The following is a 12,587-nucleotide window of genomic DNA, read 5'->3' as shown; positions in this document are numbered from 1 at the left end:
ATTGATTCTCAAACATTCCGGGACATTCATCCTCTCCCCGAAATGGGTGATTAATGGGATGTCGCTCAATATTGCCGGAGTTCTGGCGGCGTTGACGTGAACAGTGACTCCACATGGACCCATTCGACGACCGCGACCGCCTCGACGCCCTCGAAGGCATGGATCACCGAATCCTTTCGGCGCTCCGGGCATGCGGTGCCGACCCGCGCGTCGGCGGTGCCGCGCGTGCCCTGTCCCGGGCCGGCGAGCACGGGGCGCTGTGGCTCGCGGCGGGCCTCGCGGGGGCCGCCGCGGACGGCGCGCGGCGCGGCGCCTGGTTGCGCGGCACAGTGCTCATCGCCGGCGCGCACGTCGTCAGCATGGGTGTGAAAAGGATGGTGCGGCGCCCGCGCCCCGCGCACGTCGACCCCCTCGTCCGTACCGCCGGCCGACACTCCTTCCCGAGCTCGCACGCGACCTCCGCGACGGCCGCCGCGGTCGCCTTCGGGGTACTGGGGGCACGCGCCGTCCCACCTCTCGCCGCCGCGATGTGCCTCTCGCGCCTGGTCGTCGGGGTCCACTACCCCTCGGACGTCGCGGCGGGCGCGGCCCTGGGAGCGCTCACGGCGCGCGCTGGAGCGCGCTGGATGAGAGGGGGCGTGTGTGACTGAGACCGCGCCGCTTACGAGCAGCGCGCACTCCAAGAGCACGGCGCTTCTGGAGCAGCGCACGCCCCCACGCCACACCCCACCACCTCGCAAGGGCTCCCTCCTGGGAGGTCTCGTCAGGACCGCACGCCCCAAGCAGTGGGTCAAGAACATCCTCGTCATCGCCGCCCCGGCCGCGGCGGGGCAGCTCTTCACCGCGCACGCCCTCACCCGACTCGCCCTGGTCTTCGCGCTGTTCACGGCCTGCGCCGCCGCCGTCTATCTGATCAACGACGCCCGCGACGCCGAGGCCGACCGCGCCCACCCCACCAAACGCCACCGCCCGGTCGCCGCCGGACGGGTCCCCGTGCCGATCGCGTACACCGTCGGAGGTGTCCTCGCCGCTCTCGCGCTCGCCGGAGCCGTCTGGCTCACCCCGCCCCTCGTCCCGGCCCTGCTGACCGCCTACCTGGGCATGCAACTGGCCTACTGCGTCAGCCTCAAGCACGTCCTCGTCGTCGACCTCGTCCTGGTCGCGACCGGGTTCCTGATGCGGGCCATGGTCGGCGGGCTCGCGCTGGGCATCCCGCTGTCACGCTGGTTCCTGATCACGACCGGCTTCGGGGCGCTGTTCATGGTGGCGGCCAAGCGCTACTCGGAAGCGGTGCAGATGGCCGGGAAAGCGGGCGCCACGCGCGCCTTGCTGACCGAGTACACCACCGGATACCTGCGGTTCGTCTGGCAGTTGGCGGCCGGGGTCGCCGTCCTCGGGTACTGCCTGTGGGCACTGGAGGAAGGCGGGACGCACAGCAACGTGCTGCCCTGGCGTCAGCTGTCCGTGGTCGCCTTCATCCTCGCCGTCCTCCGCTACGCCGTCTTCGCCGACCGCGGCACGGCGGGCGAGCCCGAGGAGGTCGTCCTGGGCGACCGTGCCCTCGCCCTCATCGGTCTGGTGTGGCTCGCGATGTACGGGCTGGCGGTGACCCGTTGGTAGACACCCGGGATCCGAGGAGCCCGGCCCGCGGCGGCCTCCGTCCCACCTCGCAGACCGCGAACGCCGTCTCCGGGGCCGGAATCGGCACGGCACTCGCCACTGTCCTGCGCTTTTGGGGTACCCGCACATGGGTGTTCCGCATCGAGGGGAGATTCGGATCATGGACTGGCTGAAGAAACTCCCTGTGGTCGGGCCCCTCGTAGCCCGGCTGATGGCCACGCACGCGTGGCGGTCGTACGAGCGGCTGGACCGCGTGAAGTGGACCCGGCTTGCGGCCGCGATGACGTTCATCAGCTTCATCGCCCTGTTCCCCCTGCTGACGGTCGCCGCCGCGGTCGCCGCCGCGACCCTCAGCAAGTCGCAGCAGGAGGAGCTGCAGGACAAGCTCGCCGACCAAGTGCCCGGTATCTCGGACCAGTTGAACATCGAGAGCCTGGTCGCGAACGCCGGCACCATCGGCCTCATCGCCGGCGCCATCCTGCTGTTCACCGGCATCGGCTGGGTCGGCAACATGCGCGAGTGTCTGCGCGCGGTGTGGGAGCTGCCCGACGAGGAGGGGAACCCGCTCCTGCGCAAGGCCAAGGACACGGGCGTGCTGTTCGGCCTCGGCGGCGCCCTGCTCGTCACGATCGCCGCGTCCACCGTGGGCTCCGCCATGGTCGGCTGGATCAGCGACGAGCTCGGCATCGACCGGGAGGGCTGGGGCGCGGTCCTGCTGCGGACCGCCGCGCTCCTGATCGCCGTACTCGCCGACTTCCTGCTGCTGCTCTACGTCCTCACCCTGCTGCCCGGCGTCCAGCCGACGCGTCGCCGGCTGCTGGTGGCGGCGCTGATCGGCGCGGTCGGGTTCGAGCTGCTGAAGCTGTTGCTCAGCGGCTATATGCAGGGCGTGGCGTCGAAGAGCATGTACGGCGCCTTCGGCGTCCCCATCGCGCTGCTGCTGTGGATCAACTTCACGTCGAAACTGGTGCTGTTCTGCGCCGCCTGGACGGCGACGCAGAGCAAGGAGGACTCGGACGTCAGTGCCGACGACGTACCAGATCCGGCAGCGGCCACCGGCGGTTGACCAGGAACGCCCCGGCCGCCAGCAGCACCAGCACACCGCCGGTGATCGCCAGCGCGACACCGATGCCGCCCGAGCCCTTCTCGACGGCGGCCGCCACCGGCTTGCCCGAGGCCGATGCCGAGGCGGAGGCCCCGCCCGCCTGGCCGTTGTCGTTCGCCCCGGGCTGGGCGCTCGTCTCCGCACCCTTCGGCGGCACCAGCTCACCCACCGGCTCGACCTTGCCCGCGGCCTTGAAGCCCCAGTCGAAGAGCTTGGCGGTCTCCTTGTAGACCTCGTTGTGGTCGTCCTTCTCCGGGTTCATGACCGTGACCAGCAGCACCTTGCCGCCCTGCTCGACGACGCCGGTGAAGGTGGCGCCGGCGTTGGTGGTGTTGCCGTTCTTCACGCCCGCGATGCCCGGGTAGACATCGACGTCGGAGTCGCCGGACAGCAGCCGGTTGGTGTTCTGGATCTCGAAGGACCCGCGGACCTTCTTGCCCTTCTTGTTCTTCTTGGTCTCGCCGGGGAACTTCGCGGTGACGGTCGAGGAGTACTCGCGGAAGTCCTTCTTCTGCAGCCCGGAGCGGGCGAACAACGTCAGGTCGTACGCGCTCGACACCTGCCCCGGGGCGTCGTAACCGTCCGGGCTGACCACGTTCGTGTCGAGGGCCTGGAGCTCCTCGGCGTGCTCGTTCATCTCCGCGACGGTGTTCTTCACGCCGCCGTTCATCGCGGACAGCACATGCACCGCGTCGTTGCCCGAGCGCAGGAAGACACCGAGCCACAGATCGTGGACCGTGTACGTCTCGTCCTCCTTTATCCCGACCATGCTGGAGCCGGCGCCGACGCCGGCCAGATCGGAGGGGACGACCTTGTGCTCGGTGGTGCTGGGGAACTTCGGCAGGAGCGTGTCCGCGAACAGCATCTTCAGGGTGCTCGCCGGCGCCAGCCGCCAGTGCGCGTTGTGCGCGGCCAGCACGTCGCCCGACTCCGCGTCGGCCACGATCCACGACCGTGCGCTGATGTCCTTCGGCAGCACCGGCACCCCGCTCGCCAGATTGACCTGCGTCCCGGCCTGTCCGAGCCGGGCGCCGCCGACGGTCGACATCTTCGCGGGGGGAGTGGCCGACGGACTGGTCGAGGCCGACGCCGAGGACGAAGCCGAGGTCGACGGCGTCGGACTGGGGGCCGCGAAGGCGGGCGCGGCGGCCAGTGCGAAGGACGTCAGGGCGGCGGAAGTGACCAGCAGGGAGCGCCTGGCGGTCTTCTGAGGTGCGGACACGGTCGGAAACGTACATGCCGTGGGCCGGGAAGTCCCGCCGCCCGCCCCACCCCGGACGCGGAACCGGACACCCGGCGGAGATACTGGGCGTATGAAGCTCAGCCGCCCCGTCTCCTGGTTCCTGCTCGCCTTCGGGGTGTGGAGCTGGATCATCTGGATCACTTTCGTCAAGAATCTCGTCAAGGACGGCAGCGGGCTCGCGTTCGACGACGCGGGCGACCCGACCGCTTACTTCTGGGTGCACCTGCTGCTCGCCGTCGTTTCCTTCGTATTGGGGACGGTCGTCGGGGCCATCGGGTTGCGCGGAGTGCGCGCACTGCGCCAGACGTCATAAAAGAGAACTGAGGGATACGACTCCGTGGTCATCGTCTTCGCGCTGCTCGCCCTGGGCGTCCTGGTGACGGGCAACTGGTACCTGTGGCGCCGGTTGTTCCGCGACACCACCGAGCGCCCCGGCTGGGTGCGCCGCGCGGGTGCCGCGCTGATCGCCGGCGGCTGGCTGATGGCGGTCGGCGCCCTCGTGGCCGAGCGCACCGGCGCGCCCTTCTGGTTGCAGCGCGCGCTGGCGTGGCCCGGTTTCCTGTGGCTCGCGCTGTCGATCTACCTGCTGCTCGGTGTGGTGGTGGGTGAGGTCGTACGACCCCTGCTGCGACGTCTCCTCGAGCGGCGCGACCGGCGACGGGCGCCCGCCGAGGTCGCCCTGCCGCGGCCGGAACCCGTACCGCAGCCGGAGTCCGTACCCGCGGGCGCGTCGCCCGAGGAGTCGCGAGAGGCCGAGCCGCGGCCGGTCACCGCGGAGGCGGCCCCGGAAACAGGGCCGGAAGCCGCCGCTGACGCCGCCTCGGGAACGCCGCTTCCCTCCCGCCGTCTCTTCGTCTCCCGTGTCGCCGCCGGTGCCACGGTCGTCGCGGCGCTCGGGACCGTCGGATACGGCACGTACGGTGTCCTGCGCGGCCCGAAGGTCAAGCGGGTCACCGTGCCGCTGGCCAAGCTGCCGCGCGCGGCGCACGGTTACCGCATCGCCGTCGTCAGCGACATCCACCTCGGTCCGGTCCTCGGCCGCGGCTTCGCGCAGACGGTCGTCGACACGATCAACTCCACGCAGCCCGACCTGATCGCGGTCGTCGGCGACCTGGTGGACGGCAGCGTGAAGGACCTCGGTCCCGCGGCGGCACCCCTGGCCCGACTCCGGGCGAAGCACGGCACGTTCTTCGTCACCGGCAACCACGAGTACTTCTCCGGCGCCGAGCAGTGGGTGCGGGAGGTACGGCGGCTCGGTATGCGCCCGCTGGAGAACGACCGTACGGAACTGTCGTACTTCGACCTCGCCGGGGTCAACGACATCGCGGGCGAGAGCGAGGGCCAGGGCCCCGACTTCGCGAAGGCGCTCGGCGACCGCGACACGGCACGCGCGTGCGTGCTCCTCGCCCACCAGCCGATCCAGATCCACGACGCCGTCGACCACGGTGTGGACCTCCAGCTCTCCGGCCACACCCATGGCGGCCAGCTCTGGCCCGGCAACTTCGTCGCCGAGCTCGCGAACCCGACCGTCGCGGGGCTGGAACGTTACGGCGACACCCAGCTCTACGTCAGCCGCGGCGCCGGCGCCTGGGGTCCGCCCACCCGGGTGGGCGCCCCGTCGGACATCACGGTGATCGAACTGGCGTCGAAGGAAGCCTGAGGAACAGCTCCGGCGAACCTCGCGGGCGGACTCTGTGGGAGCCCTGTGAAACCGGGCGGTAACACCTTGCGGCAATGACTTTCTCAACTCTCAAGATCCCTCTTCCCCCACCTGAAACGCGTGTGGTTAGGTGAGCCGCGCCGCCAGGGGAGGCGGCGTTTGCGCTTGGGGCCGTGGGGGCCCGGGGAGGGCACCGATGCGATCGGTTCGCATACGGATTCTCGCGACGCTGCTGGTGCTGGCGGCCGTCGGAGTGGGCGGCTGGCAGCTGATGCCGGCGCAGGAGGATTCGGGCAAGACCATCAAGGTGGGCACGTCGGACGTCGTCACGTCACTCGACCCGGCCGGCGCCTACGACGCCGGGTCCTGGGCCCTGTTCAGCAATGTCTTCCAGTCCTTGCTGACCTTCGAGGCGGGCGGCGCGAAGCCGGTGCCCGACGCGGCGAAGAGCTGTGAGTTCGACGGCAGCGATCTGCGCACCTACCGGTGCACGCTGCGGGAGGGGCTCGCCTTCCCGAGCGGGCGCGCGATGACCGGTGAGGACGTGAAGTACTCCTTCGACCGGGTCAAGAAGATCAAGTCGGACGTCGGCCCCTCCGCGCTGCTGGACACCCTCAAGTCGGTGTCCGCGAGCGGCCTGACCGTCACCTTCCATCTGTCCTCCGCGGACGCCACCTTCCCGTTCAAGGTGGCCACCGGAGCCGGCTCGATCGTCGACCGCACCAAGTATCCGGCCAACGGCCTGCGCACCGACAACGGCGTGGACGGCACCGGCCCGTACGAGCTGACGGCGTATACGAAGAACACGAAGGCGGACCTCTCGCCCAACGGGCGCTACGAGGGCGCGGTCAAGAGCGCCGGACGCCCCGTCGAACTGCGCTACTACAAGGACGCCGACGCGCTCAACAGCGCCTGGGAGAAGAAGCAGGTCGACGCCGCCACCCGGCAGCTGCCGCCGAAGACGCTCGCCGAGCTGAACCCGAGCGACCCGACCATGCGGGTCTCCGAGGCCGACAGCTCCGAGGTCCGCAACCTCTACCTCAACACCCGCTCCTCCTCGCCGCTGCGCGACACCAAGGTCCGCCAGGCGATGGCCTGGCTGGTCGACCGTGAGCGGCTGGCGGCCACGGTGTACGAGGGGACCGTCGACCCGCTGTACTCGCTGATCCCGACGGGCATCACCGGCCACACCACGGCGTTCTTCGACGCCTACCCGAAACAGAGCGCCAAGAAGGCCCGCGCCCTGCTCACCGAGGCCGGAGTGAGCCTGCCGGTCCGCTTCACCTACGGCTACGGCATCGGCCGCGCCTCCGCCGCCGCGGAGGCGAAGGAGCTCAAGCGGCAGCTGGAGGCGAGCGGTCTGTTCAAGGTGACCGTCAAGGGCTACGAGTGGACCGACTTCCAGAAGCGCTGGGTCGGCGGCAAGCTCGACGCGTACGCGGTCGGCTGGGTCGCGGACTATCCCGACCCGGACACCTACGGCGGCCCGCTCGTCGGCACCGACGGAACCATGAGTACCGGGTACAGCAGCGCCCAGGTCGACGATCTGATTCAGGCCAGTCAGCGATTCGAGGACCGCGGTGCGGCCACGGACGACTTCCGATCGCTGCAGGACGCCGTCGCCCGGGATGTTCCGGTCATTCCGCTCTGGCAGGCCAAGGAGTACGTGGTGACCAGCGAGGACGTCGGCGGTGGCCAGTATCTTTCGGACGGCACCGGTGTCTTCCGGCTCTGGCGGCTCAACTGGATCTGACGCGATCTCGCACCATTGACATTCGCCGGAGTGACGCGGGGTAGCAGCCCTACGCAGCACCATGTGACGGAGGTGTGCGTGGGGTGAGGAGCAAACGTGTTGAGACGCAACTCCTTCCGGCTGCCCCGGCATCCGGCTTCCGTCGGTCTCGCCCGGCGCCGGGTGCGGGACCATCTGGCCGACTGGGGACACGGGACCGACGATCCGGCGCTCGCGGACGCCGTACTGCTGGTGTCCGAGCTGGCGACGAACGTCGTACGCCACGGGCCTTTGCTGGAACGCGAGTTCGAGGTGGCGGTGACCGCGCTCGCCGACGGGTCCTGCCTCATAGAGGTGTCCGACGAAGGGGAGATGGAGCCCCGGCTCAGAGTGGTCGGGGAGTGGGAGGAGACCGGCCGCGGGCTGCACCTGGTGGAGAACATCGCCGCCGCGTGGGGGGTGTGGAGCAGAGGGCGGCACGGCAAGACCGTATGGGCCCTGGTGCCGGCGAACACCTGACTACGTCCGCGCCGGCAGGATGACCGTCACCGTCAGCCCCTCGCCGGGAGCCGTCCGCACGGCCACCCGCCCGCCGTGCGCCTGTACGACCCCCTGCACGATCGCCATGCCGAGCCCGCTCCCCGCGCCCCCGCCGGCCCGGAAGAACCGGTCGAAGATACGCGCCGCGTCCTCGCCGCAGAGCCCGGGACCATCGTCCGCGACACACAGCCGTACGACCCCGTCCGCCCGCTCCACCCCGAGCCGCACCGGCACGTCGGCGGGCGTGTGGGTGCGCACATTGCCCACCAGGTTGCCCAGCACCTGCCGCAGCCCCGACTCGTCGGCGTGCACCAGCAGCGCGCCCTCGGCGCCGACGCTCACGGGGCGGTTCGGCTGCTGCACCCGCAGGTCCTCGGCCGCGTCCCGCACCAGACGGCTCAGATCGACGTTGCGGAACCGCAGTTCGGGCTGCTGGTCCAGGCGGGCGAGCGTGAGCAGCTCGTCCACCAGCCGCCCCATCCGGTCCGCCTCCGCCATCACCCGCGCCCAGGCCCGCTTGCGCTCGGCCTCCTCCCGCAGCATGCCCTTGTCGTACAGCTGGAGATAGCCGCGTATCGCGGACAGCGGGGTGCGCAGCTCGTGCGAGGCGTCGGCGACGAACCGGCGCAGCTGGGACGCGCTGCGCTCGCGCGTGCGGTACGCCGACTCCACCTGCTGGAGCATGGAGTTGAGGGCGACGCGCAGTTGCTCGACCTCCAGCGTGGCCTCCCGGCTGGACGGCACCCGCCGGGTCAGATCCCCCTCGGCGATCGCCGACGAGGTCTCCACCATGTCCTCCAGCGGCCGCATCCGGCGCCGCACGCTGAACATCGTCAGACAGGCCAGCAGCGCCAACAGCAGGGTGCCTATGGCGAGATCGAGCTTGACGGCCTTGCCGACACCTCTGTGGACGGCCTCGGTGGAGGTGGCCAGCAGGACGTACGTGCCGTCGGCGAGGCGGGTCGCGGTCGCCCGGTAGGCGTCGCCGCCCACCCGGATGTCGTGCGGTTCGGTGTCGGTGGCCAGTACGCGCGGATCGCCCACGGCGCTCGCGAAGTCCCGCTGGACGTCGCTCGGCGTGTAACCGGCCAGGGTGAGGGTGCCGCCCCGCTCGTCGACGAGCGTGAGGAGCTCGTCCGGCCGGCTCTCCTCCACGCTCTGCCGCATGAACTGCTCGCGCACGATCGCCAGGTCGGTGAGGCCCTCGATCATCTCCAGGGTGAGCTGGGAACCGCCCAATGACTTCCGCGTCTGGTCGAGTTCGCTGTCGATCTGGTCGAGCAGGTAGTACCGCATGCCCATCACGCTCACCGCGGTCGCCGCGACGATGCCGAGTGCCAGCAACGCCACGTTCGCCAGCGTGAGCCGGGCGCGCAGCGAGTGCCGGGACAGGGTGCGAGGAAACCTCATGCGAGCCCGTATCCGACGCCGCGCCGGGTCGTGATGACCGGCGGCCCCAGCGCGTCCAGCTTGCGCCGCAGATAGCTGATGTAGGTCTCCACGATCGTCGACTCGGGCGGGGTGTGTTCGTACTGCCAGACGTGGCGCAGGAGTTGCTCCTTCGGCACGATCCGCCCTCCGTTGCGCACCAGGAAGCGCAGCAGCGCGTACTCGGTGGGGGTCAGCTCGACGGTCCGTCCCGCGCGGTGGACGCTGTACGTCGTCTCGTCCAGCTCGAGATCGCCGTACGTCAGCGGCGGCCGCTGCGGCAGCACGTCGGCGTGGCGCGTCCGCCGCAGTACCGCCGTGACACGGGCGATGACCTCGTCGATGTTGAACGGCTTGGTGATGTAGTCGTCGCCGAAGCCGAGGGCGCCGACGATCTCGCCGGGCGAGTCGCGTGCGGTGAGGAACACCAGCGCCATGTCGGGGCGCTCGGCGCGCAGTCGGCGTCCCAGCGCGCGTCCGTCGCCGTCGGGCAGCATGACGTCGAGCAGCGCGACGTCGGGCCGGGTGCGCTCGGTGAGCGCCAGGGCCTCGCGGACGGTGCCCGCGATCATCACCTCGAACCGGTGGTAGCGCAGCGCGATGGCGAGGACGTCCGCGATGCTCTCCTCGTCCTCCACTACCAGCACGGTGCCTGGGGCCGTCGTCATGCCCCCAGTATCGGCGGAGCCACTGACAGCCGGGCCGGTTCGGTGCTTTGGAGTTCCTTGAGAGTCAGCCGTAACCGGTGTCCACGCGCGCGTGCCGGCACCAATCCTGTTGCCCAGGACCTGGGGGACCAACCGACCGACAAATAGGGAGCGTTGATCGTGGCGGCATTGGCACGGTGGTGCTATCGGCACCGGCTGGTGGTCCTGTTGCTGTGGGTGGGGACGGTGTTCGGTGTGGGCTTCGCGGGTTCCGCCGCGGGCACGGACTACGCGAACACGTTCTCGCTCCCGAACACGGACTCCACGCGCGCGTACGACCTGATGGAGAAGGCCTTCCCGCAGAGCGCGGGGGACACCGACACGGTGGTGTGGAAGGTGGACGGCCAAGAGGGGGCCTCCGTACGGGACGAGTCCGTACGGTCCCGGATCGAGCCCGCGCTGAAGGAGATCGGCGCGCTGAAGGGGGTCGGCGAGGTCACCGACCCCTACGCGGCCGACGGCGCGGCGCAGATCAGTGAGAACGGGCGGATCGCGTACGCCCAGGTCACCTTCGTCGAGCAGGCCAACGCCGTACCCAAGGAGCTCGTCGAGGACGTCGTCGACACCGCGCAGGCCGCCGAACAGAGCGGACTCCAGGTCGAGTTGGGCGGCCAGGCGATCACCCGGACCCAGGAGCCGCCGACCGGCATCGCCGAGATGGTCGGCATCGTCGCCGCGGCGGTCGTGCTCTTCCTGGCCTTCGGCTCGCTCTTCGCGATGCTGCTGCCCCTGGTGGTCGCCATCGCGGCCCTCGGCACCGGCCTGATGGCGACCTCGCTGCTCAGCCATGTCACCGACGTGCCCGAAGTCGCCCCGCTGCTCGGCTCGCTGATCGGTCTCGGTGTCGGCATCGACTACGCCCTGTTCATCGTGACCCGGCACCGCCGCGGCATCCTGCGCGGCATGAAGCCCGAGGAGTCGGCGGTCGTCGCGCTCAACACCTCCGGGCGCGCGGTGCTGTTCGCGGGCGGCACGGTGTGCATCGCGCTCGCCGGCATGCTCGTGATGAACATGCGGTTCCTCGACGGCGTGGTCATCGCGACCTCGCTGACGGTGGTGTTGAGCGTGCTGGCCGCGATCACCCTGCTGCCCGCGCTCCTCGGCCTCCTCGGCATGCGCGTCCTCAGCCGCCGCCAGCGGCGCAAGCTGGCCGCGACGGGACCCGAGCCGGAGCTCACGAGCGGACTCGCGGCGCGCTGGTCGTCGTACGTCCAGAAGCGCCCGCGCGCGGTCGCCGGACTGGCCCTCGTGGTCATGGTGATCCTGGCGCTGCCCGTGCTCTCCATCCGGCTCGGCGCCACCGACCAGGGCAACCACCAGGAGTCGACGACGACCCGGCAGGCCTACGACCTGCTCGCCGAGGGCTTCGGCCCCGGCTTCAACGGCCCGCTCCAGGTGGTCGTCTCCGAAGGCGACGCACAGGGGCTGGTCTCCCGTATCGAGTCCACCGAGGGCGTGGCTCAGGTGGCCGCCGTACCGCCCGCGAACGGGGTCACGCTGATCCAGGTCGTCCCGACGACCTCACCGCAGTCGGAGAAGACCGACCAGCTCATCGACCGGCTGCGCGACGACGTGATCCCCGCCTCCGGCGCCGAGGCCCATGTCGGCGGTGTCACGGCCGTCTTCAAGGACTTCGCGGCCGTGACCGGCGAGCGGCTGCCGTACTTCGTCGCGGCGATCATCTCGCTGGGCTTCCTGCTGCTGCTCGTCGCGTTCCGCTCGCTGGTGGTCCCGCTGACCGCCGCCCTGATGAACCTGATCGCGGCGGCCGCGTCCTTCGGAGTCCTGGTGGCGATCTTCCAGTGGGGCTGGGGGACGGAGCTCATCGGTATCGGCAAGGAGGGTCCGATCACGGCGTTCCTGCCGGTCATCATGCTCTCCCTGCTCTTCGGCCTCTCGATGGACTACCAGGTGTTCCTGGTGAGCCGGATGCACGAGGAGTGGGTGCACACGAAGGACAACGCGCGCGCGGTCCGGGTGGGCCTGGCGGAGACCAGCCGGGTCATCAACTGCGCTGCCCTGATCATGATCTGCGTCTTCTCCGCGTTCGTCCTCAGCGGCGACATGGAGGGCGCCATGGCGGGCATCGGCCTCGCGGCCGCGGTCGCCCTGGACGCGTTCATCCTGCGTACGGCGCTGGTGCCGGCCGCGATGCATCTGCTCGGCAAGTCCAACTGGTGGCTGCCGGACGGGCTGGAGAGGCGGCTGCCGCATCTGGCGGTGGAGCCCAGGGAAGAGGCTGTCGCGGAGGCTCCCGTGGAGGACGAGGGTCCGGCGTCCGTCGTCCACGGCTTCGTCCGGGACACCGACGGTGAGCCGGTCGCGGGGGCGGCGGTGACGCTGCTGTCGAGGGGCGGCCGCCAGCTGGACCGGGTGGTGTCCCTGGCGGACGGCTCGTACATCGTGTCGGTGCCCGCCCCGGGCACGTATCTGCTGTCGGCCTCGGCGTCCTCGTACGGCTCGCGCGCGGGTCAGGTGGTCGTGAGCGAAGGGCCGCTGGTGTACGACGTGGAGCTGGCCGAGGGGGAGCTGGACTCGGTGAACTGACGCGG

General features: G+C 70.4%; 12 protein-coding genes and 1 pseudogene. 10 read left to right on the top strand and 3 right to left on the bottom strand.

What is annotated here, in order from left to right:
• The first annotated feature begins 113 nt into the window (after positions 1-113).
• The 4 genes and pseudogenes from ACWD3I_RS12690 (at position 114) to ACWD3I_RS12675 (ending at position 2,686) form a co-directional block, all read left to right on the top strand.
• Complete coding sequence (locus ACWD3I_RS12690) at positions 114-650, top strand: phosphatase PAP2 family protein (protein WP_365392303.1); 537 nt, start codon at positions 114-116, stop codon at positions 648-650.
• Positions 643-1,620, top strand: a complete 978-nt coding sequence (locus ACWD3I_RS12685) for a decaprenyl-phosphate phosphoribosyltransferase (RefSeq protein ID WP_365392301.1) — start codon at positions 643-645, stop codon at positions 1,618-1,620. Before ACWD3I_RS12690 ends, ACWD3I_RS12685 begins: the two co-directional genes overlap by 8 nt.
• A gap of 32 nt (positions 1,621-1,652) precedes the next feature.
• Positions 1,653-1,793, top strand: a pseudogene (locus ACWD3I_RS12680) (GtrA family protein); the annotation flags it as partial.
• Entirely contained in the window at positions 1,781-2,686 is a 906-nt protein-coding gene (locus ACWD3I_RS12675; RefSeq protein ID WP_365392299.1) for a YihY/virulence factor BrkB family protein, read from the top strand. The pseudogene ACWD3I_RS12680 and the gene ACWD3I_RS12675, both read left to right, overlap by 13 nt.
• On the opposite strand, the gene ACWD3I_RS12670 is transcribed toward ACWD3I_RS12675, so the two are convergent.
• On the bottom strand, positions 2,640-3,773 hold the full coding sequence (locus tag ACWD3I_RS12670) for a D-alanyl-D-alanine carboxypeptidase family protein (protein ID WP_451084077.1): 1,134 nt from the start codon (positions 3,771-3,773) through the stop codon (positions 2,640-2,642). The two genes, ACWD3I_RS12675 and ACWD3I_RS12670, sit on opposite strands and share 47 nt — an antisense overlap.
• Before the next feature lie 13 nt (positions 3,774-3,786).
• Here ACWD3I_RS12670 and ACWD3I_RS12665 point away from each other — a divergent pair, with 13 nt between their 5' ends.
• The 5 genes from ACWD3I_RS12665 (at position 3,787) to ACWD3I_RS12645 (ending at position 7,879) form a co-directional block, all read left to right on the top strand.
• On the top strand, positions 3,787-3,936 hold the full coding sequence (locus tag ACWD3I_RS12665; RefSeq protein ID WP_451084076.1) for a hypothetical protein: 150 nt from the start codon (positions 3,787-3,789) through the stop codon (positions 3,934-3,936).
• A gap of 102 nt (positions 3,937-4,038) precedes the next feature.
• Positions 4,039-4,281, top strand: a complete 243-nt coding sequence (locus ACWD3I_RS12660; protein ID WP_266888822.1) for an SCO4848 family membrane protein — start codon at positions 4,039-4,041, stop codon at positions 4,279-4,281.
• 24 nt (positions 4,282-4,305) lie between these two features.
• Positions 4,306-5,628, top strand: coding sequence for a metallophosphoesterase (locus tag ACWD3I_RS12655; RefSeq protein ID WP_365392294.1), 1,323 nt, complete (start codon positions 4,306-4,308; stop codon positions 5,626-5,628).
• 196 nt (positions 5,629-5,824) lie between these two features.
• Positions 5,825-7,381 (top strand): ABC transporter substrate-binding protein, encoded by a 1,557-nt coding sequence (locus tag ACWD3I_RS12650; protein WP_365392292.1) that lies wholly within the window; start codon positions 5,825-5,827, stop codon positions 7,379-7,381.
• Between the two features lie 96 nt (positions 7,382-7,477).
• Complete coding sequence (locus ACWD3I_RS12645) at positions 7,478-7,879, top strand: ATP-binding protein (protein ID WP_365392290.1); 402 nt, start codon at positions 7,478-7,480, stop codon at positions 7,877-7,879.
• On the opposite strand, the gene ACWD3I_RS12640 is transcribed toward ACWD3I_RS12645, so the two are convergent.
• A complete protein-coding gene (locus tag ACWD3I_RS12640; protein WP_365392288.1) occupies positions 7,880-9,310 on the bottom strand; it encodes a sensor histidine kinase in 1,431 nt (476 codons plus the stop codon).
• Positions 9,307-9,996 carry a response regulator transcription factor gene (locus ACWD3I_RS12635; RefSeq protein WP_365392286.1) on the bottom strand — a complete coding sequence of 230 codons (690 nt, stop codon included), beginning with the start codon at positions 9,994-9,996 and terminating at the stop codon, positions 9,307-9,309. The genes ACWD3I_RS12640 and ACWD3I_RS12635 overlap by 4 nt, the downstream gene beginning before the upstream one ends.
• Positions 9,997-10,164: 168 nt before the next feature.
• On the opposite strand from ACWD3I_RS12635, the gene ACWD3I_RS12630 reads away from it, so the two are divergent.
• Positions 10,165-12,582: an MMPL family transporter gene (locus tag ACWD3I_RS12630; protein WP_365392574.1), complete on the top strand. Its 2,418-nt coding sequence runs from the start codon at positions 10,165-10,167 to the stop codon at positions 12,580-12,582.
• Positions 12,583-12,587: the final 5 nt, after the last annotated feature.

This window comes from Streptomyces sp. NPDC002817 (assembly GCF_053592055.1).
This window is presented reverse-complemented; position numbering and strand designations above follow the sequence as displayed.

Excerpts from the sequence above, each read along its gene's own strand:
- ACWD3I_RS12635 (WP_365392286.1), bottom strand. The coding sequence starts at position 9,996 with ATGACGACGGCCCCAGGCACCGTGCTGGTAGTGGAGGACGAGGAGAGC.
- ACWD3I_RS12670 (WP_451084077.1), bottom strand. The coding sequence starts at position 3,773 with ATGTCGACCGTCGGCGGCGCCCGGCTCGGACAGGCCGGGACGCAGGTC.
- ACWD3I_RS12640 (WP_365392288.1), bottom strand. The coding sequence starts at position 9,310 with ATGAGGTTTCCTCGCACCCTGTCCCGGCACTCGCTGCGCGCCCGGCTC.
- ACWD3I_RS12660 (WP_266888822.1), top strand. The coding sequence starts at position 4,039 with ATGAAGCTCAGCCGCCCCGTCTCCTGGTTCCTGCTCGCCTTCGGGGTG.
- ACWD3I_RS12675 (WP_365392299.1), top strand. The coding sequence starts at position 1,781 with ATGGACTGGCTGAAGAAACTCCCTGTGGTCGGGCCCCTCGTAGCCCGG.
- ACWD3I_RS12650 (WP_365392292.1), top strand. The coding sequence starts at position 5,825 with ATGCGATCGGTTCGCATACGGATTCTCGCGACGCTGCTGGTGCTGGCG.
- ACWD3I_RS12690 (WP_365392303.1), top strand. The coding sequence starts at position 114 with ATGGACCCATTCGACGACCGCGACCGCCTCGACGCCCTCGAAGGCATG.